The 20,560-nt window shown below is 62.5% G+C and carries 20 protein-coding genes; 9 read left to right on the top strand and 11 right to left on the bottom strand.

Translation table 11 applies throughout. The features are described 5' to 3' along the window. Positions 1 to 109 precede the first annotated feature (109 nt). Both C1H84_RS07255 and C1H84_RS07260 read left to right on the top strand, forming a co-directional pair. Positions 110 to 1,279: an MFS transporter gene (locus C1H84_RS07255; protein WP_244910841.1), complete on the top strand. Its 1,170-nt coding sequence runs from the start codon at positions 110 to 112 to the stop codon at positions 1,277 to 1,279. Between the two features lie 117 nt (positions 1,280 to 1,396). After that, positions 1,397 to 1,822 (top strand): DUF4190 domain-containing protein, encoded by a 426-nt coding sequence (locus tag C1H84_RS07260; protein WP_113606983.1) that lies wholly within the window; start codon positions 1,397 to 1,399, stop codon positions 1,820 to 1,822. Positions 1,823 to 1,942: 120 nt separating this feature from the next. On the opposite strand, the gene C1H84_RS07265 is transcribed toward C1H84_RS07260, so the two are convergent. The 5 genes from C1H84_RS07265 to C1H84_RS07285 all read right to left on the bottom strand — a co-directional run bounded on the left by C1H84_RS07265 (position 1,943) and on the right by C1H84_RS07285 (position 6,595). Continuing rightward, positions 1,943 to 2,500 (bottom strand): YceI family protein, encoded by a 558-nt coding sequence (locus tag C1H84_RS07265; RefSeq protein WP_113606984.1) that lies wholly within the window; start codon positions 2,498 to 2,500, stop codon positions 1,943 to 1,945. A 496-nt stretch (positions 2,501 to 2,996) separates the two neighbouring features. Then, a complete protein-coding gene (locus tag C1H84_RS07270) occupies positions 2,997 to 3,974 on the bottom strand; it encodes a glycine betaine ABC transporter substrate-binding protein (protein WP_047120087.1) in 978 nt (325 codons plus the stop codon). Continuing rightward, a complete protein-coding gene (locus tag C1H84_RS07275) occupies positions 3,971 to 4,699 on the bottom strand; it encodes an ABC transporter permease (RefSeq protein ID WP_047120088.1) in 729 nt (242 codons plus the stop codon). The genes C1H84_RS07270 and C1H84_RS07275 overlap by 4 nt, the downstream gene beginning before the upstream one ends. Then, positions 4,696 to 5,898, bottom strand: coding sequence for an ABC transporter ATP-binding protein (locus tag C1H84_RS07280; protein ID WP_053799472.1), 1,203 nt, complete (start codon positions 5,896 to 5,898; stop codon positions 4,696 to 4,698). The genes C1H84_RS07275 and C1H84_RS07280 overlap by 4 nt, the downstream gene beginning before the upstream one ends. Positions 5,899 to 5,953: 55 nt before the next feature. Then, the gene (locus C1H84_RS07285) at positions 5,954 to 6,595 is read right to left on the bottom strand and encodes an ABC transporter permease (RefSeq protein ID WP_053798780.1); all 642 of its coding nucleotides are present in this window, start codon (positions 6,593 to 6,595) and stop codon (positions 5,954 to 5,956) included. Between the two features lie 214 nt (positions 6,596 to 6,809). On the opposite strand from C1H84_RS07285, the gene C1H84_RS07290 reads away from it, so the two are divergent. Together C1H84_RS07290 and C1H84_RS07295 are read left to right on the top strand one after the other, a co-directional pair. Continuing rightward, positions 6,810 to 7,670, top strand: a complete 861-nt coding sequence (locus C1H84_RS07290; protein ID WP_113606985.1) for a fumarylacetoacetate hydrolase family protein — start codon at positions 6,810 to 6,812, stop codon at positions 7,668 to 7,670. A gap of 423 nt (positions 7,671 to 8,093) precedes the next feature. Then, complete coding sequence (locus C1H84_RS07295) at positions 8,094 to 9,602, top strand: alanine/glycine:cation symporter family protein (protein ID WP_053798782.1); 1,509 nt, start codon at positions 8,094 to 8,096, stop codon at positions 9,600 to 9,602. A gap of 175 nt (positions 9,603 to 9,777) precedes the next feature. Here C1H84_RS07295 and C1H84_RS07300 read toward each other — a convergent pair whose 3' ends face one another. Continuing rightward, a complete protein-coding gene (locus C1H84_RS07300; RefSeq protein WP_047120092.1) occupies positions 9,778 to 10,623 on the bottom strand; it encodes an HpcH/HpaI aldolase/citrate lyase family protein in 846 nt (281 codons plus the stop codon). Between the two features lie 203 nt (positions 10,624 to 10,826). On the opposite strand from C1H84_RS07300, the gene C1H84_RS07305 reads away from it, so the two are divergent. Continuing rightward, on the top strand, positions 10,827 to 12,314 hold the full coding sequence (locus tag C1H84_RS07305) for an amino acid permease (RefSeq protein ID WP_181728067.1): 1,488 nt from the start codon (positions 10,827 to 10,829) through the stop codon (positions 12,312 to 12,314). A gap of 323 nt (positions 12,315 to 12,637) precedes the next feature. Next, a complete protein-coding gene (locus C1H84_RS07310) occupies positions 12,638 to 13,405 on the top strand; it encodes a 2-keto-4-pentenoate hydratase (protein ID WP_113606986.1) in 768 nt (255 codons plus the stop codon). A gap of 212 nt (positions 13,406 to 13,617) precedes the next feature. Here the strand turns inward: C1H84_RS07310 and C1H84_RS07315 are convergent, their stop codons facing one another. From C1H84_RS07315 to C1H84_RS07325, 3 genes are all read right to left on the bottom strand, one after another. Continuing rightward, the gene (locus tag C1H84_RS07315; RefSeq protein ID WP_161447255.1) at positions 13,618 to 14,025 is read right to left on the bottom strand and encodes a DUF4262 domain-containing protein; all 408 of its coding nucleotides are present in this window, start codon (positions 14,023 to 14,025) and stop codon (positions 13,618 to 13,620) included. A gap of 39 nt (positions 14,026 to 14,064) precedes the next feature. Continuing rightward, on the bottom strand, positions 14,065 to 14,508 hold the full coding sequence (locus C1H84_RS07320; protein ID WP_146955948.1) for a hypothetical protein: 444 nt from the start codon (positions 14,506 to 14,508) through the stop codon (positions 14,065 to 14,067). A gap of 230 nt (positions 14,509 to 14,738) precedes the next feature. Continuing rightward, positions 14,739 to 15,920: an NAD(P)-dependent malic enzyme gene (locus C1H84_RS07325; protein WP_113606988.1), complete on the bottom strand. Its 1,182-nt coding sequence runs from the start codon at positions 15,918 to 15,920 to the stop codon at positions 14,739 to 14,741. 380 nt (positions 15,921 to 16,300) lie between these two features. On the opposite strand from C1H84_RS07325, the gene C1H84_RS07330 reads away from it, so the two are divergent. From C1H84_RS07330 to C1H84_RS07340, 3 genes are all read left to right on the top strand, one after another. After that, positions 16,301 to 16,699: a helix-turn-helix domain-containing protein gene (locus C1H84_RS07330; RefSeq protein WP_113606989.1), complete on the top strand. Its 399-nt coding sequence runs from the start codon at positions 16,301 to 16,303 to the stop codon at positions 16,697 to 16,699. Positions 16,700 to 16,854: 155 nt separating this feature from the next. Then, positions 16,855 to 18,096 carry an aminotransferase-like domain-containing protein gene (locus C1H84_RS07335; RefSeq protein ID WP_113606990.1) on the top strand — a complete coding sequence of 414 codons (1,242 nt, stop codon included), beginning with the start codon at positions 16,855 to 16,857 and terminating at the stop codon, positions 18,094 to 18,096. A gap of 114 nt (positions 18,097 to 18,210) precedes the next feature. Then, positions 18,211 to 19,215 (top strand): intradiol ring-cleavage dioxygenase, encoded by a 1,005-nt coding sequence (locus C1H84_RS07340; RefSeq protein ID WP_113606991.1) that lies wholly within the window; start codon positions 18,211 to 18,213, stop codon positions 19,213 to 19,215. Between the two features lie 71 nt (positions 19,216 to 19,286). Here the strand turns inward: C1H84_RS07340 and C1H84_RS07345 are convergent, their stop codons facing one another. Both C1H84_RS07345 and C1H84_RS07350 read right to left on the bottom strand, forming a co-directional pair. Then, a complete protein-coding gene (locus C1H84_RS07345; protein ID WP_244910842.1) occupies positions 19,287 to 19,730 on the bottom strand; it encodes a hotdog fold thioesterase in 444 nt (147 codons plus the stop codon). A 41-nt stretch (positions 19,731 to 19,771) separates the two neighbouring features. Then, positions 19,772 to 20,542: an IclR family transcriptional regulator domain-containing protein gene (locus C1H84_RS07350; RefSeq protein WP_047120101.1), complete on the bottom strand. Its 771-nt coding sequence runs from the start codon at positions 20,540 to 20,542 to the stop codon at positions 19,772 to 19,774. Between the last annotated feature and the right edge of the window lie 18 nt (positions 20,543 to 20,560).

Consider the following 20,560-nt stretch of genomic DNA (forward strand, 5'->3'; position numbering starts at 1 on the left):
TCCTAACCTCCAGGGAACCGGCTGCGAATTTTTATGCCCGCGGGCTATCTGTTTTGATTGACGAGAAGCTTTTCGCGGCACCAAGCGCAGCACGATGGAGGACCGGCACGTGGGCACCAAGGACACACAGCGGGCGGCCCCGCGCGGACTGCCTGACGCCGCCCTGCGGTTCATCGGCTTCCTGTCCTTCTTCGACCGCTACGGCACCGCACCGATGCTGCTCATGCTGTCGGCCGGAACCGAGCTCTCCTTCGCCCAGGCCGTTGAGCTGATTGCCGCCTATGCCTTGCTCTACGCGGTGGGCCAGCCCTTCTGGGGATTGGTCAGCGACAAGTTCGGCAGGCTCACGGTACTGCGCTGCTCGCTGGTCGGCGCCGCGCTCGGCTCCATTGCCAGCGTGCTGTTCACCGCCTACCTGCCGTTGCTGCTGGCCCGGTCCTTCACCGGCCTGATGTTCGGGGCCATGTATCCCACGCTGCTGACCCTGCTCGGAGATACGCGCAAGGGCATTGAACGCGCCCGTGGCCTGTCGGACCTGCAGATCTATTCGTCCCTGGGCACCACGCTGGCGACCCTGGCCGCGGGACTGCTGGCCGCCTACCTCGATTGGCGGGTGGTCTTCATCCTTCCCGCCCTGGGCGCGGTTGCCGCGCTTGTGTCGCTGCGCGGGGTGCTGGAGCCGGCCCGCGCACACGCCACGATGAAGCTCGGGGCCGCAGTGCGGCCGTCCAACCTGCTGCTTTATGCGATAGTTTTCGTTGAAGGCGCGCTGCTAATGGGGTTGCTGACCTATATTGTTCCCGCCTTGCAGCAGTCAGGGGTAGGCGTCGGGCTCTCCGGTCTGCTCGGCTGCGGCTTCGCGCTGGGCGTGATCCTCGGGGCCCGACTGATGCGGCGGCTGGTGGCCCGATTCTCGCGCACCTGGCTAATCGGTATCGGCGGGGCGGTGCTGTTCCTGAGCTTCGTTCCCTCAGCATTCATCCCCTCCCCCGCCTCCTTCACCTTCACCGGGTTTTTCCTCGGTGCGGCGAACGCGATCATGCATTCATCCATGCAGGGCTGGGCCACCGACATTGCCCCTGAGGCCCGTGCGACAACCGTCTCGCTGTTCGTGTTCTCCCTGTTTTTCGGAGCCTCCACAATGACCTACCTGACCGCGGATCTTGCGGCCGCTGCCGGCTACGCACAGATTTTCGGCTACGGGCTTTGGCTCGGGATCGCGCTGGCAATCATCGCCACGCTGGCGCATGCCAGGTGGAGAGCCGCGAATCCCGCCTAGCTGTGCGTGATGAACTTCTCCGGCTCGTGGCGTATTTCCTCGCGTCTGTACGGTGCATCCTCGGGATTTCTTGGTTCAATAGACTTATCAATCGCTTTGAGGAAAGGCATCGGCCAGATGACCACGCCAAATAACGAACCCAACAATCCCTATTCTTCGGGCGGCAACCAGAACTGGTCGCAGCCAAGTTCCTCGTACCAGCCGCCGCAATACCAGGCCCCGCAGTACCATGGCCAGAACCAGCAGCATTTGGGCAACCAGCCGGGCTACGGCTATCCCATGGTGCATCCGGAAGGTGCGCAGCTGGCCCAGACCTCCATGATCCTGGGCATCATTTCCCTGTTCGTCGTGGGGATCGTCCTCGGCCCGATCGCAATTGTTAAGGCGAACAGGGCGGAGCGCGAATTCAACACTTCAGCCACCGTCGGCAAGGTCACCGGGTGGATTGGCACCATCTTTGGAGCGCTGGGGTTCTTGTACATAATCTTCATAATTCTCGCGGTCTTCGTATCCTTCCCCGTCGCCGGCGGTTTCGACTACTGATCTCATTCGGCCCGCGCAACCCGATCTAACGACAAAACCTCCGACCCACGCAGTGCGTGATTCGGAGGTTTTGCCGGTATCGGCCCCGTGCCGCCTTCCCCAAGGCGGCAGTCGAGAAAACTATTCTGCGGTCGGCAGGACGAACGAGGCGTCGATCTCGATCTTGACCTTGTCGCTGACCAGTACGCCGCCGGCTTCCAAAGCGGCATTCCAGGTGATGCCGAATTCCTTGCGGGAGATGGTGGTCGAGGCAGAGAAGCCTACGCGGGTGGCGCCGAAGGCATCCACAGCCTGGCCGCCCAGTTCGGTTTCCAGCTCAACCTGCTTGGTGACGCCGCGGATGGTCAGGTCGCCGATGAGCACGAACTCGTCTGCGTTGCCCTTGGTTCCGGTCGACTTGAAGGTCATGGTCGGGAACTGCTCGGCATCGAAGAAGTCGGCACTCTTCAAGTGGGCGTCTCGATTGGCATCCTTGGTGGAAACCGAAGCGATCTGGACGGTGGCCTCCACCGAGGAATCAGCCAGGCTCTCGCCGATGGTCAGGGTTGCATCGAATTCGGTGAAGCTGCCGCGGACCTTGGAGATGCCTGCGTGGCGAACCGAGAAGCCCACCTCGGAGTGCGAGGCGTCCAGGTTCCAGGTACCTGCGGTCAATGGCGAAGTTGCTGCTGCAGTCATGATCAATTCCTTCCGTCAGCACCTACTGGATTAGTTGATGCTTCAATTTGTTTTGCTGATATCAGTATTGCACCAATCAAGTTGAACCGTCAACCACTTATCGGTGAAATGTTGTCAAACTTCGACACGCAAACCATAAAAAACGCTGTTGACTAGTCCATTCATTTTTCAAACTTTTTTGCCAGCCATGTTGCGCCAAGCAGGATTCATGGACAGGCGGGTCGCGTGAGTATCGAGACCCAGGAAACCCGTTATCGCGGAACAGGAAGATGAACTCGCTGCCGACCTGGAAGAAATCTGGCAGGAGGGGTCCACCACCACGGCCGCGAGCACCGAAGCCGCAGACGAGGTTGATGGACAACTTGAAACCCGAAACCAAGTCTGAACCCTCGTTGCGGTGGCCTTGGACGCTATCAATGATTAATACACAAGAGGTGTGTTCAGGGAACGTGCTGTTCCCGGAACACACCTCCGGTGCGTTGGATGGCGCCCAGCCCTATGGCTTGGTCACCAGCCCTTGGTCGACCATCCATTCGAAGGCGACATCCGAAGGTTCGCGTCCAACGACGTCCACCTGGTAGTTCATATCCATGAGAGCTTCATCAGTCAGCAGCGGAGCGATCTGCTCCATGATGTCCATTGCCTGCGGGAACTCGCGGATGAAATCACCGTTGAACGCCGGAGCGGCGTTATAGCTCGGGAAGTACTTCAGGTCGTCTTCCAGCACCGTCAGATCCAGCGCCTTGATGCGGCCGTCGGTCGTGAAGACTTCGCCGAAGTTGCAGGCCCCGTCGGCTGTGGCCTGGTAGATCGCACCGACATCGTACAGGCCGATGTTGTCTTCAGAGACGCCCTTGCCGCGGTCGATGTCATAATGCTTGAGCATCGGGGTCAAGCCGTCGCGGCGGGAGTTGAACTCGGGGTCAACGCAGAAGCTCAGTTCCTTCTTGTCCAGCTCTTTGAGCTGCGACAATTTGGTGATGCCCAGACGGTCCGCAGTCTCACGGTTCATGGCCATCGCATAGGTGTTGTTCAGCGGTGCCGGGTTTCCCCATACGATATTGTTCGCCACGTCCTCATCATGCACGGCCTGCCACTGCTTCTGCTCACCGGCAACCGGTTCTTCGTGACCGAGATAGGTCAGCCAGGCGGTGCCGGTATATTCCCAGAGCGCGCTGGCATCGCCGGAGAGCAGCAACTGGCGTGCGGGCTGCGAGCCGGGCACGTTGGTCAGGTCGGTGACGTTGAACCCTGCGACTTCCAGAGCAATCACGGTGATCTTGCCGAGCAGCAGCTGCTCGGTGAAGGACTTCGAGGTCACGGTGGCCTTGGCATCCTCCGGAAGGTCCGGGATGGGCTGGATGCTTCCCGGCGCCGATTCCGGCACAGTGCCGGTGGAAGGGCTCAGTCCGCAACCGGTCAGGCCGATCAACGCGGCGAAGGACAAAGCGATGAGTTTCGATGTTCTTTTCATGAAAGTCCCTTCGGTCGTGCCAGCTGTTCAACCAGGCGACCTATCCAGTCGACGGTCAAAGCCAGCAGCGCCACCAGCAGCGAGCCGGCAATCAGCACGACGTTCAGGTTCAGGTTCACGCCAGTGGTGATCAAGATGCCCAGGCCGCCGCCGTTGATGAACGTCGCCAGCGTCGCGGTGCCCACGAGAAGCACCAAGGCGGTGCGGATTCCGGACAGCATCACGGGTACGGCCAGCGGCAGCTCGACCTTGAACAAGACGGCCAGCTGGCTCATGCCGATGCCGCGTCCGGCTTCCACCAGCCGCTGATCGACCTGTTGCAGGCCAACGATGGTATTGGACAGCACCGGCAGGATGGCGTAGATCACCAGCGAGATCACGGCGGTTTTCGGACCGAATCCCAGCCAGAAGGCCAGCAGGACGATCACGCCGATGGCCGGTGCGGCTTGGCCGAAGTTCGCGATGGCCCGGACGGCGGGAGCCGCCTTGCGCAGCGACGGGCGGGTGAGCAGGATCCCCAGCGGGATGGCAATCAGCAGCACGATCACGGTGGAAATCAGCGTGATCTGCAGATGCTCCTGCGTATATTTCCAGATCGTTGCCGGATCCAGGGTCTGGCGTTCGGTCTCGGTCAGGTCAGCGGTCACAAGCCAGATGACCAGCGCGGCGAATGCCGCGCCGATCGCCACCAGCTGATAAATCAGCCCCTTGGTCTCTTTGCTCATGCCGGCTCCCCACCGCGCTCCGCGGGCTCGACCTCGATATCCACCACGTTGATGGCGCCGGAATTCAAGCCCACCGGAGCTTCGTGGTGATCGTCGGACGCGGAATTCGCCGCGGCGATCGCCTCCATCACCGTCTGCACCGTAATGATGCCCTTGAAGACATCGCGGCGGCCGGTCACCAGGGCGTATTCGGCACTGGCCACCAACATGGTGTCCAGTGCGTCGTTCAGCGTGGCCTGCTCGCCAACCACCGGAAGACCAGGGTCATAGGTGCCCTCGATGATCTCCATGCGGGAGAGCTGGCGGCGGCCAAGTCGGCGCAGCGGACGGCCCCTGGAGTCGAGCACCACGGCCAGTTTCCGCCCTGCGCCCTGCAGCTGCGAGAGCACATCCGAGGCCCGCTTGCCCGGGGTGGTGGTAATTGCATCCACCAGATCCACCTCGTTCACACGGGTCAACGTGAGCTGCTTCAGCCCTGCGCCGGAGCCGATGAAGTTCTCCACGAATTCGCTGGCCGGGTTGGCCAGGATGCGTTCAGGAGAATCGTACTGCTCCAGCTGCGCGCCCTCGTTGAAGATGGCGATCCAGTCCCCCAGCTTCACCGCTTCGTCGAAATCGTGGGTCACGCAGACAATGGTCTTCTGTACCTCGGACTGGATGTTCAGCAGCTCGTCCTGCAGGCGTTGGCGGGTGATCGGGTCCACCGCGCCGAAGGGCTCGTCCATGAGCAGCACCGGAGGATCGGCGGCCAGCGCGCGGGCCACGCCCACGCGCTGCTGCTGCCCGCCGGAGAGCTCCTTGGGGAAGCGGTCGCGGTACAGCTCGGGATCCAGCGAGACCAGTTCGAGCAGCTCGTCGACGCGGGCTGCGATCTTCGCCTTGTCCCAGCCGAGCATCTTGGGAACCATGGCAATGTTGGCCGCCACGGTCATATGCGGGAACAGGCCGCCGGCCTGGATCACGTAGCCGATGCGGCGGCGCAGCTCGTCGCCGTTCATCGTGGTGACGTCTTCGCCGTTGATGACGATCTGCCCGCTGGTCGGCTCGATCAGACGGTTGATCATCTTCAGCGTCGTGGTCTTGCCGCAACCCGAAGGGCCGACGAACATGACGATGGATCCCGCCGGGATCTCAAGGGTCAGGCCACCCACGGCGGACTTCTTCTGCCCGGGGTAGGTCTTGGTTACTTCTTCGAGCATGATGGAAGCGCCGGAGACGGTGTGCTCCGAGACGCCGGATGCGGAATTTTTTGAATCAGACACGGATACCTCGCGGGGTAGTCAGTCGGCCGATGCCGAGCAAGATCAGGTCAAGAATGAGTGCCAGGATGACGACGCCGACTACTCCGACGACCACCGACTCAAGCGCATTGGCGCCGCCAAGCCGGGAGAGTCCGGAGAAGATGAATCCGCCGAGTCCAGGGCCCAGGGCGTATGAAACGACCGCGGCCACACCCATCACCATCTGGGCTGAGATGCGCACGCCGGTGAGGATGACCGGCCAGGCGATGGGGATTTCAACGGATACGAGCGTCTTGAGCCGGCTCATGCCAATCCCGCGAGCGGATTCGACGATGGTCGGCTCAATATTGTTCAGGCCCACGATCGCATTGCGCAGGATGGGCAGGGCGGCAAAGAATGTCACCACGATAACGGCGGGCGTCACCCCGAAGCCGAAAGGCACGATCAACAGACCGATGAGCGCAAAGGATGGAACGGTCAGGCCGACGGCACTGACTCCGTTGGCAATTCCCGCTAATGCTTTGTTCCGATAAACCAGAACGGCGATCAAAACCGCGATGAACGTCGCCAGGATCAGGCACTGCGCGACCAGCGAGAAGTGCTGCCAGGAGGCGAAAAGTATTTGGCGAGATCGCTCGCCAATGAAATCTCCCACATTAAAACCTACTTCACTTTAGTTTCGTATTTAGCAGTGCAACCGAGTGCTGAGCCAGCCTCAGTTTCTTCCCACTTTAGTCCCGCTTTCAGGGCGAAACTAGTTGGGTTTCCCGTATACAGCATTTGACTAGGTTGTATTTATTGAGGCAGGCCTTGTTTCGAATGTCCGGATTACGGGTGCGCAGTCGCGGGAAATGTAGTTCGATAGGTATATGAAACTAGCTACCCTTCGCCTGGCCAGCGACCCCGGCCATACGACCGCAGCAGTCATCGAGGACGACCGGATTTACTACCTGGAAAATCTGGACACCGTGCAGCGCTTTCTGCGCCTGAACGATGCCATCCAGCAGGAAGTTCTGGCCCGCGCCTTGGTCGGCGATTCGATCGCCGAGGGTGAAGCCGACTACGCCCCGGTCATCCCGAATCCCAGCAAGGTGTACTGCATCGGGCTCAACTACAAGGCGCACGCAGCGGAGGTTGGCAAGGAGCTGCCGGAGTACCCTTCGGTGTTCGCGAAGTTCGCTTCCACGCTGTGCGGCGCAAACGACGACATCGAAGTCCCACCGGAGGACCACCGCCTGGACTACGAAGCCGAGCTGGCCATCATCATCGGCAAGCCCGGGCGACGCATCGCCGCCGAGCAGGCAGAAGAGCATATCGCGGGATACGCGGTCAGCAGCGACGTGTCGCTGCGCGGCTACCAAGGACGCACCTCCGAATGGCTGCAGGGCAAGGTCTGGGACAGAACCACTCCGTTGGGCCCCTGGCTCGTGACCCCAGACGAGCTCAAGCCCGACGCGCGCATCACCAGTGTCGTGAACGGCGAGACCGTCCAGGACAGCACCATTGACGACTTGATCTTCTCCGCGGCGGAACTTGTTGCCTATCTGTCGGTCATGAACGAGCTGCAGCCTGGCGACGTCATCCTCACCGGCACCCCCGCGGGTGTTGCCCTGGGCCGGCGCAACGAGCACAACCGCCACCCCTGGCTCAAGGCCGGCGATGTCCTGGAAACCAGCATCGAGGGGCTTGGCACGTCCCGGGTGACCTTCAAGGCAGCCGCCCCGGAATAGCGCGCTCCACGGACGATTCCACTCCCGCATTCATCACGTCGAATGCGGGAGCGGAGTTGTCCGGAGACGAGAATTTTCGACATAAACGTGACAGTTATTGCCGTTCATCGAAAATTCCCACGCCTCTGGCGCACGTTGCTGGATCGGAATTTTCTTCACTGGGATCTTATTTTCACCGCAGAAGAATCCGATCTCAGGCACTTTTCGCCTGCTTGAATGTCGAAAATTCGGCTGGATCCCCGCGAAATCCCATAGTCCAACCCGCGCATCCGACCCTCACCTGACAAGGCGGCACATCGGGGAACCCTGGCCAAGGTTACCGTTTGTGACATCCGTCTCAGCTTCCTATAAAGTGAGTCACAGCAAGCAATCCGTCTACATCAACGGACTGCATACTCTTCACTCGCACGAAGGAACTTTTCTATGGATGCCTTGGCCACCACACTTGGTGACATCTCCTCGGTAATTTGGGGACCGTTTGTCCTCATCCCGCTTTTGCTGGGTACCGGTTTATACCTGACCATCCGCCTGGGCGGCCTGCAGCTAGTCAAGCTTGGGGCCTCCCTGCGCTTGGGATTGCTCAAGCGCAAGGACGCGGGAGCCGAAGGCGACATCTCGCAGTTCCAGGCCCTGACCACGGCGCTGGCCGCAACCGTCGGCACCGGCAACATCGTTGGTGTTGCCACCGCCATCGGCATTGGCGGCCCTGGCGCCCTGTTCTGGATGTGGGTTACCGGCCTGCTGGGCATGGCCTCGAAATACTCCGAAGCTTTCCTCGGCGTCCGCTACCGCGGCACCGACGCTGCCGGCGAAAAGTCCGGTGGTCCGCAGTACTATCTTGAACGCGGCATCAAGGGCCCGTTCGGCAAGTTCCTGGCTTTGTTCTTCGCCATTGCGGCAACTCTTGCCTGCTTCGGCATCGGCAACATGACCCAGGGCAACTCGATTTCCGCCAACATGGAAAACTCCTTCAACGTGGCTCCGTGGGTCACCGGCCTGGTCCTGACTGTGCTGGCCATGGCCGTGCTGGTCGGCGGCATCAAGTCCATCGGCAAGGTCACCGCCGGCTTCGTCCCGGTCATGATCATCTTCTACGTTGCCGCAGCGCTGTACATCCTGATCGCCAACGTCGGTGGAATTCCCGCCGCTTTCGCGCAGATCTTCACCGATGCTTTCACCGGCACCTCGGCAGTCGGCGGCTTCGCCGGTTCGGCCATCATCATCGCCGTGCAGTTCGGTGTGGCCCGCGGTATCTTCTCGAACGAGTCGGGCATGGGTTCGGCAGCTATCGCAGCAGCGGCTGCGCAGACCACCCACCCGGTACGCCAGGGCTTGGTCTCCATGACCCAGACCTTCATCGATACCATCATCGTGGTCACCTGCACCGGCCTGGTCATCATCACTACCGGGGTGTGGAACATGACCGATCCGGAAACCGGGGAGCAGATCTCCGCAGCACTGATGACCGGCCAGGCATTCAGCTACGGCTTGCCGGGCCAGTGGGGCCACTGGATCGTGACCCTCGGCCTGGTCATGTTCGCCTTCTCGACCATCCTCGGCTGGTCCTACTACGGTGAGCGCAATATCGAACGCCTCATCGGCCGCCGCGCCGTCATGCCGTTCCGCGTGGTCTTCTCGCTGATCGTGTTCGTCGGCTGCACCACCGAGCTGACCGCGGTCTGGAACTTCTCCGACATGATGAATGGCCTGATGGCTCTGCCGAACCTCATCGGCCTGCTGATCATGTCCGGACTCATCGCCCGCGAAACCAAGTGGTACCTCAAGAACGACCCGAAGCTGGAAGCCGACAAGGCCCAGATCGAGGACTTCATGGCAGGCCGCCCAGGCTGGGCCGAGTGGAAGTCCGGCGATGTCGTGGGCTCGTCGCACAAGTACGGCGGCGACGTCCAGGAACCGGATCCAATCCGCTAATTCGAAACGCGGACTCCGTCCCTGCGCCCTCCCTGATTCACGGATCAGGGAGGGCGCTGTTTTATTCTCCGAAACGCAGTCCAACCCAGTCGGCGGCCCAGGCCACCAGCACACCAAAAAGCATCCCTCCCGGCGAGCCGCCGGGAGGGATGCAATGGTGCTGTGTATCAGATGCCTAGGCGTTCCACAGGCCGTAGGAATCGGCCAGATCGGCGATTTTCTGTGCTCGGGCCAGTCGTGGCAGGTAGGAACCGTCGCCCACCGAGGCGCCCGCCGCGTGGGCTTCGAGCAGCTCCATGGCCCAGGACAGCTCGTCCTCGCTCGGTGCAAGCCCTGCGTTGATGCCGTCCACGTGGTCGCGCGAAAGCGACAGCTTTCCGGTCATGCCCATCGATGCGGTCACCAGGGTCTCCTCGGTGACCTTGGCTCCGTCGGAGCCTGCAGGAGGCGGGCCGTCGATGGCGCCAGGCAGCTTGCCCACGCGGGATGCGACCACGAGCTTGCCGCGGGCGTAGGCTAAGGCCAGCGGGTCGTCGGAGACGCCGGTGTCCTTGCGGAAGTCGTTCACGCCGAAGGCCAGGCGGAAAGTGCCGGGAGCCGAGGCAATGGCAGTAGCATTCTCGATGCCGACTGCTGATTCGATCAGCGCCAGCACCGGGGTTCCGGCACGAAGGCGCATCGCGGTGTAGGTGACCTGTTCAGGTTTTTCGGTCATGGCCAGCATGACGCCGCGCAGGCCGGGAGTGGCCGACAGAGCTGCCAAGTCATCGGACCAGTAGTCGGTGTCGATGCCGTTGACACGCACCCAGGCGGTCATGCCGTTGGAAAGCGCGTGGACCACCTTGTCACGGGCTTCTGCCTTCTTGTCATCGGGCACCGCGGCTTCCATGTCGAAGATGACTGAGTCCGCTTCCGAGGCCAGGGCCGGGGCAAAATCTTCGTCCTTGGCCGCATTAACCAATAGCCAGGATCGGGACAACTTTGCCGGGAGAGCCGCTGCTCGACGATTTCGAAATGCCATGATCCAAGACTACTCATTGACCCGTCATCGGCACTAATGAGCTCGAACACAATTAACTCTATTCCCACCTCTGGCATTGCACTTCCCGCGGAAATTCGACTATTGAACGAGATTCGGATGCTGTAATGTCACTCACTGGGCTCGTATGAGCTCGCACCAGTACGACCGGCGTCCCGCGGGGCGATGCACGAAAGGGGCACCACGTGGCGCACGAATCCACGGATACTGCCAGCGAGAACGGACCGGAGCTCCAACGCGCCCTGTCCAACCGACATATCCAGCTGCTTGCGATTGGCGGTGCCATCGGCACCGGCCTGTTCATGGGCTCCGGCAAAACCATCTCAGTGGCCGGCCCATCGGTCATCCTCGTCTACATGATCATCGGCTTCATGCTGTACTTCGTCATGCGGGCCATGGGCGAACTGCTGCTCAGCCGCAGCAGCTACCGCAACTTCTCCGACTTCGCCGGAGACATCCTCGGTCCCTGGGCCGCGTTCTTCACCGGCTGGACCTACTGGTTCTGCTGGATCGTCACCGGCGTGGCCGACGTGATCGTGATTGCCTCGGTCTACGTAACCTTCTGGCTGCCGCTGATCCCGACCTGGATTCCTGCACTGGTTGTCATCGTGGCGCTTATCGCGCTGAACCTCCCCTCGGTGCGGGGATTCGGCGAAACCGAATTCTGGTTCGCGCTGATCAAGATCGCGGCCATCGTGCTGCTGATCGTGATCGGCCTGGTCATGGTGTTCACCGGCTTCGAGCACGACGGCGCCCGGGCTTCCTTCCTTAACCTGTTCAACGTGGGTGGTGGCTTCTTCGGAGGCGGGCTCATGGGCTTCATCATGGGCTTCCAAATCGCGGTCTTCGCGTTCGTGGGCATCGAGCTGGTGGGCACGGCGGCGGCGGAAACCAAGAACCCCGAGCACAACCTCCCCAAGGCCGTTAACGCCATTCCGGTCCGCGTACTGCTGTTCTACGTCGGCTCGCTGGCTGTGCTGATGTCAGTGGTTCCGTGGGACCGCTTCGATGCGGACAACTCCCCGTTCGTGATGCTGTTCTCCCTGGCCGGGTTGGGCGCCGCTGCGCACATCGTCAACATGGTGGTGCTGACCTCTGCCATGTCCTCCGCGAACTCCGGCATCTATTCCACCTCGCGCATGGTGTTCGGCCTGTCCACGGACGGCAACGCCCCCAAGGCGTTCTCCAAGCTGACCAGCCGCCAGGTTCCGCGCAACGCGCTGTTCCTCTCCGGCGTGGTGCTGCTCAGCGCGATCGTCCTGCTGGTCTTCGGGCTGGGCGAGTCCAAGGGCTTCACCATCGTCACCACGATTTCCTCGCTGTGCTTCATCTTCGTCTGGAGCATCATCCTGATCAGCTACATCGTCTACCGCAAGCGCCGCCCGCAGGCCCACGACGAGTCGATCTTCAAGGTCCCCGGCGGCACGTTCATGCCGTGGGTAGTTTTGGCCTTCTTCGTGTTCCTGCTGTGGGCCTTCACCCAGGACCCGGACACCCTGTTGGAGATGTACGCGGCCCCGATCTGGTTCGCGCTGGTCGGTCTCGGATACCTGCTGCTGCGCAAGAATCCGAAGCACCAGCAGCTGCGCCGGGACCACGAGGTGCGCATCGCCCAGGAGAAGCGCGATGCAGCCGCCTATCTCGAGGCCAAGGGCTCGCGCTTGTCGCACTAGGCGAGGTGCGCCAGGGACGATCCCCCATACGGAGAGGGCCGTTGGAACCAGTTCTGATTCCAGCGGCCCTCTCGTTCTTTCGCTGCGGCATGGGCCGCCGAAAGGGCCTTCGACCTCTCACCGAAATATGACTTTTTTTCGTGTAATAAAATTTATTTTCCACTATGCGATTTGCCATGCTGGTACTGTAGCTCGGAAAAATCCCGACGAAGACGCCTCGCCGGATCCGTAAACCCAACGGTCCCCTCAGTGCCCCAACGAAAGATCCAACAGGCTGCTAAAGCTCCGCAGCCAGTGGATTGTTCGTCCTATCGGAGGAAGATATGGAAGCGTCAAACATTCATGCCGTCGCCCGCGATCTGCGCCACGCCACACGCTGCGGCTCACCACTCACGCCTGCCGGATTCGAAGCCCTGGATCTCGAGCTCGCCTGCGAAATCGCTGCCTTGGGCCGCGAACTTGCACTAGCTGACGGCGACCGCGTCGCGGGCTACAAAATCGGCCTGACCGCAGCGTCCGCGCGCGCCTCATACAGGTACGAATCCCCGGTCCACGGATACGTTTTGGAAAGCACGCTGTCGCCCTCCGGTAGTTTCGTCGAGACACAACAGCTCAGCAATCCGATGGTGGAGGCGGAAATCGCGTTCACCATCGGTTCGCCGCTCGACGACCCCGCCACTTCGGTGCAAGACGTCATCGAGGCCACCGAGTCCGTGGCCCCTGCGTTGGAAATCATCGACAGCCGCTGGTCCGGAGGAGCTGCAAGTCTCCCGCTGCTCGTCGCCGACAACACGAATGCGGCCGCGGCCGTGGTTGGCGAACCGGTCCGGCTACCTGCCGATATCGCCGACGCGACGAGCCTGCTGACAGTCGGCGGGGCGCAGCATCCCGGCTCCACCGACTCCGTCCTGGGCAACCCGCTCGAATCCGTCGCATGGTTGGCCCGCCACCTCGCAGCGCTGGGTTCGGGATTGAAGCCGGGCGACGTCGTGCTCAGCGGCTCCATGAACGTACCGGTGTCGCTGGGCAATGCTGCCGCAGCGTCCGCCCAAATCAGCAGGCTGGGTACCGTGCATGCCTCATTCCGCTAATCCCGGGTGCAATTCCGGCCGGAGCCCCGGCGAAGAGTCGCTCCGAACAGGAGCGCAGCAACCGAATCCCGGTACTCGCTGCCCGGGCCTGTTCCATTCTGGTAGCGCAGGTCCATCAGTCTCGTAGTGGTAAGCCCAAACCGGCTCTTCAGGATTCAGAGTGTAACCGCCTAAAACCAACACCCCGGAGCAGTTCCCGTCCGGCCTCCAGCTTAGTTCTTTCGCGCGGCGAGCACGCTGTACGGAACGTCCTCCCCGACGAAGCTGATCTCCAGCAGCCGGGTCCGCTGCGCGTACCGCGAGTAGGCTGCCGGAATCAGCAGATGGAGGCGGCCGGACACCGTGCTGAAGAACAGCAGGCTGCCATCCTTCCAATTTGCGGTGTGCCCCTGCCCGAACTTCTCGCCGCGCGACAAAACGCTTTCCGAGAAGCCGTTGAGCATCTGCATGGTGTCCTCCGGGCCCATGCCCCGAACCAGGAATTCTGGATGGCCAACCTTGCTCAGCCCAACTGTGTAACCGTAGGATCCGCTGGTTGCATCTGCTTCGACGTAGACAATGGATCTGCCGTATTCCTGGATGTGGCGGTTCGTTTTGGCATTGACTTGTTCCCTGGTCATGCCATTGCACATATCGCACATGTCATTTCCTCTCCGTGCTCAGCGCACCGAAGTGCTGTCGGCAGGGGCGCTATCGAGTGCGTGTTTCGGTCGTACTCCGAACACCCGCAAATCCTCGGCGTCGAGCAATTCATCGTAGATACGCAGCCCAGCCAAGGGGTCGGTGATGTCCACGACCTCCAGCGAGGGGAAGAACGGCGTCGACGTGATCCCTTCCCGGAAGGCCTTGCCGCGACGGAGCACCTGCTCGATCAGGTGGAGCAGGAAACAGCGCGCGGACTCTTCGCAGTCCGCGGTGACCACGAGTTCCGGATGCCCGTAGCTGCTGAGCCCGATGGAAAATGCCGCGAAGGTCCGGCCGTCGTCGGGAAGGTACGCCACCACCGCGAATCCCGCCTCGTCCAGTTCCCGCGCGATCCTGTACATGAAATCTTCATCGGGTGTGCTGCTTATGAAACTTAAGGTTCCTCCGGACGTTTCCATAAGTGTCCTCCCTAGGTAGTGAGCCGAGATATTCCCAGTCTCAGCGCGCTTCCGGGGGACCAGCGCGGTGCGGTGCGACATGTGGACAACGGATGCCGCCCATTCCGGATCATCGCGGTGAATCCCGCGGCAACGAAAAACGCCGTCCCGAATCGAATGATTCGGAACGGCGAATTCCGGTGGCGGCAGCTCTCCAACTGCCGCCTATGAGCTCCCTCGCAGGGGAATCTTTACAGCGCGCCCGACGCCTTGGCAGCGGCGCCAACGGCTGCAGCAACGGCCGGCATCACACGGTCGTCCAGCGCCGAAGGAATGATGTAGTCGGCGGCCAGGTCGTCGCCGGTGAGTTCGGCGATGGCGTGGGCGGCTGCGACCTTCATTTCCTCGGTGATCTTCTTGGCGCCAGAATCCAGCGCGCCGCGGAAGATGCCCGGGAATGCGAGCACGTTGTTGATCTGGTTCGGGAAGTCGCTGCGGCCGGTGGCGACCACTGCCGCGTACTTGGCGGCGACATCCGGCATGACTTCCGGGGACGGGTTAGACAGGGCGAAGATGATCGCGTCCTTGTTCATCTTGGCCAGCGCTTCCTCCGGGAAGGTCGAGGAAGACAGGCCGACCACGACGTCCGCGCCGTCCAGCGCCTCGGCCAGTCCGCCCATCACGTCGTCGCGGTTGGTGCGGGCGGCCAGGTCTGCCTTGAACTGGTTCAGGTCGTTGCGCTCGCGGTGGATGGTGCCGCGCGAGTCGAGCACGATCACATCGTCGACGCCGGCGGACAGCAGCAGGTTGGTCACGGCGACGCCGGCCGAACCGGCACCGGAGACGACAACCTTCATGGAGCTGATGTCCCGCTTGACCTGGCGTGCTGCACCGATCAGGGCCGCGAGGACCACCACGGCGGTTCCATGCTGGTCATCGTGCATGACCGGAACGTCGAGTTCCTCGATCAGTCGGCGCTCGATCTCGAAGCAGCGTGGGGCGGAGATGTCTTCCAGATTCACTGCGCCGAAGCTTGGCTGCAGGCGGACGATCGTCTCGACGATTTCATCGACGTTCTTGGTATCCAGCACCAACGGGATGGAATCCAGGCCGCCGAATTCCTTGAACAGGGCGCTCTTTCCTTCCATAACCGGAAGCGAGGCGGCGGCGCCGATGTCGCCAAGGCCCAGCACCGCGGTGCCGTCGGAGACCACGGCGACCAAGCGGGAGGCCCAGGTGTGGGTGGCGTGTTTTGCCGGATCATCCGCGATGGCCTGCGATACCTTGGCGACACCCGGGGTGTAGGCAATGGACAGATCGCGCTTGGAGGTCAGCGGCATCTTGGACTGGACGCTCAGCTTGCCGCCGAGGTGGGAGTCGAAGATTTCGGTGTCGGTGATGGTGGACAGGTCTTTAGTGGATTCAACAGACATTGAATAGCTCTACTTTCAAGAAAGTTCTGAATGACGAAAACGCAGTACCCACGAAACTTGTGGAATAGCGTAGGAACGCGCATGACCATTCATCCGACCGCAATGGATCTTGAGGCTGCGCAGTTAAGGCAGGTATCAAGCGTCCATGTGCACAGTTCCCCGAGCGAAGCAGCCTGGTAAGGCGAAGCGTTCCCCACGGTGTGCCGGAAGATGGCTGGTCAGTACTTTCTTTAGACCTACGATTTCCACCATACGGGAACCGCTGGTCGCTAGACAACCCCCATTCGTCGCATCACCGTCATAAAGTTTCATAATCGGCATCTGGAAGGCCTCGGTCACCAACCGTGCGGCCAGGGCGGTTCTCAGGCAAAATGAGACCTATGGCAACTCCGACTTCCGCGCTGGGCAAGGTGCGCACCTTCGAGGCACTCGATGAAAAAACCACCGCGAGGCTGCGCCGCGCGCTGGCCGAATCCAGCGACACGACGGTATTCGTCAACGGCACCGCCCTGCAGATCCCGAAGGATGCCCACGACGCGTTGATCGAAGTGCTCTCGCGCTTCGCCGCCGGGGACTCGGTCACCATCGGCACCGCCGAACTGCTGCTGAACACCTCACAGGCGGCCCAGATGGCGGGGATTTCCAACAGCTATCTTCGCAAGCTCGCGGACTCCGGAATCATTCCGGTGGAATACCGGGGCACGCATCGCCGCATCCGCCCCAGCGCCATCCAGGCTTGGCTGGACTCCCGCGAGAACCCGTCATCCAGGGCGAACTGACAGCGAAATTGCGGTTTTCGGGGCCTAGGATCTTGCCAAGCACCTGTTTTCCTGTTGGAATACCAAAGTATTCTATTTGAAAACTTTTCTGCGCCACTGAACGTCGCAGTCGCCGGGCTCCCGCTACCGTGGGGCCGGCCGATCCAGGAGGACCCATGTCAACCGATCAGCGTTCCATCCAGGACGTGCAGGAAGCGCTCTTCTCCCGGCGCGCCGCCGGAATCAAGCAGTCGGCGGTCCGCGACGTGTTCGAGCTGTCGCTGGATCCTTCGCTGGTTTCGCTGGCCGGCGGCAACCCGTACCTACAGCTGCTGCCGCTTCAGAAAGTCGGCGAGCTGGCCCAGCGCATCATCGTCGAGCAGGGGCCGGTGGCCCTGCAATACGGCTCCGGTCTGGGAACCCCCGAGCTACGCGCGCAGATCATCGAAGTCATGGCTGCCGAGGGCATCACGAACGTGGGTATCGAGGACGTGGTGGTCACCAACGGCTCGCAGTCAGCCCAGGACATGGCCTGCAAGGTTTTCTGCGACCCTGGCGACACCGTCCTGTGCGAAGATCCCACCTATGTGGGCGCGCTGAACACCTTCGAGGCCTACCAGGTCAAGGCCCGCCCGGTGGGCACCGATGAGAACGGGCTCATCCCCGACGCGCTGCGCGCCCGCATCGCCGAGCTGCGCGCCGCCGGCGAGCGAATCAAGTTCCTCTACACCATTCCGAACTTCAACAACCCCTCGGGAATCACGCTGGCCGCCGAGCGCCGGAGCGAAATCGTCGAGATCTGCCGCGAGGCCGGCATCCTGATCCTCGAGGACAACCCGTACGGCATGCTGCGCTACGAGGGCGAGGCTGCCCCGACGCTGCGCAGTCTGGATGCGCAGAACGTCATCTACATGGGTTCCTTCTCCAAGATCTTCGCCCCGGGCCTGCGCATCGGCTGGGCTGCGGTGCCCACCAACCTGTTCCGCCGCTTCTACCTGGCCGGCGAGGCCGTGGCGCTGTGCCCGCCGACGTTGAACCAGATGATCATCAGCGCCTACTTGGACGAGCATGACTGGAAGGGCCAGATTGCCAAGTACAACGATTTGTATCGTTCGCGCCGCGACGCCATGCTGGCCGCGCTGGGCGAGCATTTGCCGGCGGGGATCACCCATACCCATCCGGAGGGCGGATTCTTCATCTGGCTGACGCTGCCCGAGGGCATCGACACCTACGAGCTACTGCAGCAGGGTGTGAAGGCCGGGGTCATCTTCATTCCGGGGGCGGCGTTCAGCCCTTCGGGAGAGGCCAGCAACAAGCTGCGGCTGGCGTTCTGCTCGGTGGACGAGGAAACCATCGCCGAGGGCGTGCGCCGTCTCTCGCTGCTGCTCGAGCAGGCCATCGCCTCCAAGGGAAGCTAGCCGCCAGCCCTTCTCAGAAAACCCACAGTGCCTCCTGTGATGGGCCATGATCCGTGCGTCTACGGTAGTGAACACGGCAATCAATCCCATGTCACCTGCTTCAAGGAGCGCGCTATGAATCCCCCACCACGCTGGTTCGGACACCGACAGTTGCCCCGGCCCGAAGAAGATCTTGAGGACCAGGGTCTGTCCTTCGACGTCGGCACCCTGATCGAGCGGCGCAAGGTCCTGGCCGGGATGGGAGTGGGCACGCTCGCGTTCGCCCTGGCGGCCTGTTCCCCCACCGGCACCCAGGGTTCCCCTTCCCCGTCCACCGCCGCAGAGATCCCTGACGAGACCGCCGGCCCGTACCCGGGCGACGGGTCCAATGGGCCCGATGTGCTGGAGCAAAGCGGAATCGTCCGCAGCGACATCCGCTCCAGCTTCGGCACCAGCACCACCACGGCTGAGGGCATCCCGATGACCCTTGAACTGAAGATCGTGGACATGGCCAACAACAACCAGCCCTTCGAGGGTGTGGCCGTGTACGTGTGGCACTGCGACCGGTCCGGGGAATACTCCATGTACTCCAGCGGTCTGGAAAATGAGAACTACCTGCGCGGGGTCCAGGTGGCCGATGCCGAGGGTCTGGTGCGCTACACCAGCATCTTCCCTGCATGTTATGCCGGGCGCTGGCCGCACATCCACTTCGAGGTGTACCCGGATACCGGGTCGATTACCGACCACACCACGGCGATCGCCACCTCGCAGGTCGCCTTGCCGCAGGAAACCTGTACCGCGGTGTACGCCACCACCGGCTACGAGCAGTCGGTGAAGAACCTGCAGGGCGTGAGTCTGGACTCGGACAATGTCTTCGGCGATGATTCGGGGGCCACCCAGCTGGCGACCGTCACCGGAGATACAAGCGCCGGCTACACCGTGCGCCTCACGGTCAATGTGAATACGAACACCGAGGCTACCGGCGGAGGAGCCCCGGGAGGCGGCGGTGCTCCAGGCGGCGCAGGGGCCCCAGGCGGCGGAGGGGCCCCAGGAGGCATGCCTACCGGGCGTCCTCCTGCACTGCCCGATGGGCAGCAACCTGGCACCGACCCGACTGCTTCAGCGCCGGCCGGCTCGTAGTGGCCGAGGGCCGCAATGGCTCGGGCGCAGGGCCCTGTCGGACTCCGAGTTGGGCAGGCGATCGCCCGGACCTAGCTGCGGTTGGGGATGGTGCGCGAACGCCCGCGCATATGGATCAGGTGGGTGGTGCTGCCGTCCTGGTTGTCGCGGGTGACCTCGATGTCGAACAGCCCGCTGCGCCCGGCATGGCCCACCAGCTTGGCGGTGGCGGTGGTGGTATCCCCGGAGAATCCCGGATTCATGAAGTTCACGTCCACCCCGGAGGCCACGGTGATGGTGCTTGCATCGCTGTGGGGGTCGTTGCAGACCAGGGCGAAGGCGGTATCCGCGAAGGCGACGATCATGCCGCCCTGCGCGATGCCGTAGCCGTTGAGCATGTCATCGCGCAGCCGCATCTTGATCACCACGTCGCCGTAGTCAGCGCGCAGCACCTCGGCGCCCAGCCACTGGGCGGACTTGTCGTTGGCGAATGCCGGGTGCTCGTGCGGCGCCATGGCCGCCTTGCCTGTGCTCATGCAGGACAGCCTACGCCGTCGCGGCGCAACCGGGCGGCTTGTCAGGCCAGCCGTCCCCCGAAGTCGTCGGCGATGTCCTGCGCGGCCCGGCGCAGGCGCGGCACCAGCTGCTCGGTGATGCTCTGCAGGTCCGCGCGCCCGCGCTGCACCGAAATGTTCAGCGCGCCCAGCAGCTGGTCTCCCCGGTACACCGGCACGGCCAGCCCGCGCAGGCCCTCGTCCAGTTCCTGGTTCACCAGCGACCAGCCCTGCTCCTTCACCCGGGCCAGCTCCGCGCGCAGCTGCTCCAGGTTCGCCACGGTGTGCTCGGTGTAGCGCTGCAGGTCGATCTGCGCCAAGAACTCCTTCTGCTCTGCGTCGCCCAGCTCGGCGATCAGCACACGGCCCATGGAGGTGACCCAGGCAGGAAGCCGGTTGCCGATGGACACGTTCATCGAATACAGCCGCGGCGAGGACACCCGCTCGATGTACAGGATGTCCTGGCCTTCCAAGACGCACAGTGCGGCACTTTCCTCCAGCTCGCGGGCCAGGCTTTCCAGGTGCAAGGTGGCGGCCTTGGGCAGCGTCAGCCCGGAAAGGTAGGAGGCTCCCAGGTCCAGCACGCGCGGGGTCAGGCGGAAGTTCGCTCCGTTGGCTTCCAGGTAGCCCAGGTCGGTGAGGGTCAGCAGGAAGCGGCGGGCGGAGGCGCGGGTCTGTTCGGTGGCGGCGGCGACCTGGCTGACGGTCATCTCCGGGTTTCCGCCGTTGAAGGCGAGCAGGACGGCCAGGGTCTTCTCCGTGGATTTAACAAAGTAGTCCGGCCGCTGCGTCACAGTCGATTCTCCCCGTGG

Origin of the sequence: Glutamicibacter soli (assembly GCF_003309065.1) — a bacterium.
GTDB lineage: Bacteria > Actinomycetota > Actinomycetes > Actinomycetales > Micrococcaceae > Glutamicibacter > Glutamicibacter soli.

Excerpts from the sequence above, each read along its gene's own strand:
- C1H84_RS07290 (WP_113606985.1), top strand. The coding sequence starts at position 6,810 with ATGAAACTAGCTACCCTTCGCCTGGCCAGCGACCCCGGCCATACGACC.
- C1H84_RS07315 (WP_161447255.1), bottom strand. The coding sequence starts at position 14,025 with ATGACCAGGGAACAAGTCAATGCCAAAACGAACCGCCACATCCAGGAA.
- C1H84_RS07280 (WP_053799472.1), bottom strand. The coding sequence starts at position 5,898 with ATGCTCGAAGAAGTAACCAAGACCTACCCCGGGCAGAAGAAGTCCGCC.
- C1H84_RS07325 (WP_113606988.1), bottom strand. The coding sequence starts at position 15,920 with ATGTCTGTTGAATCCACTAAAGACCTGTCCACCATCACCGACACCGAA.
- C1H84_RS07320 (WP_146955948.1), bottom strand. The coding sequence starts at position 14,508 with ATGGAAACGTCCGGAGGAACCTTAAGTTTCATAAGCAGCACACCCGAT.
- C1H84_RS07340 (WP_113606991.1), top strand. The coding sequence starts at position 18,211 with ATGAATCCCCCACCACGCTGGTTCGGACACCGACAGTTGCCCCGGCCC.
- C1H84_RS07310 (WP_113606986.1), top strand. The coding sequence starts at position 12,638 with ATGGAAGCGTCAAACATTCATGCCGTCGCCCGCGATCTGCGCCACGCC.
- C1H84_RS07300 (WP_047120092.1), bottom strand. The coding sequence starts at position 10,623 with ATGGCATTTCGAAATCGTCGAGCAGCGGCTCTCCCGGCAAAGTTGTCC.
- C1H84_RS07335 (WP_113606990.1), top strand. The coding sequence starts at position 16,855 with ATGTCAACCGATCAGCGTTCCATCCAGGACGTGCAGGAAGCGCTCTTC.
- C1H84_RS07295 (WP_053798782.1), top strand. The coding sequence starts at position 8,094 with ATGGATGCCTTGGCCACCACACTTGGTGACATCTCCTCGGTAATTTGG.
- C1H84_RS07275 (WP_047120088.1), bottom strand. The coding sequence starts at position 4,699 with ATGAGCAAAGAGACCAAGGGGCTGATTTATCAGCTGGTGGCGATCGGC.
- C1H84_RS07270 (WP_047120087.1), bottom strand. The coding sequence starts at position 3,974 with ATGAAAAGAACATCGAAACTCATCGCTTTGTCCTTCGCCGCGTTGATC.
- C1H84_RS07330 (WP_113606989.1), top strand. The coding sequence starts at position 16,301 with ATGGCAACTCCGACTTCCGCGCTGGGCAAGGTGCGCACCTTCGAGGCA.
- C1H84_RS07260 (WP_113606983.1), top strand. The coding sequence starts at position 1,397 with ATGACCACGCCAAATAACGAACCCAACAATCCCTATTCTTCGGGCGGC.
- C1H84_RS07345 (WP_244910842.1), bottom strand. The coding sequence starts at position 19,730 with ATGAGCACAGGCAAGGCGGCCATGGCGCCGCACGAGCACCCGGCATTC.
- C1H84_RS07265 (WP_113606984.1), bottom strand. The coding sequence starts at position 2,500 with ATGACTGCAGCAGCAACTTCGCCATTGACCGCAGGTACCTGGAACCTG.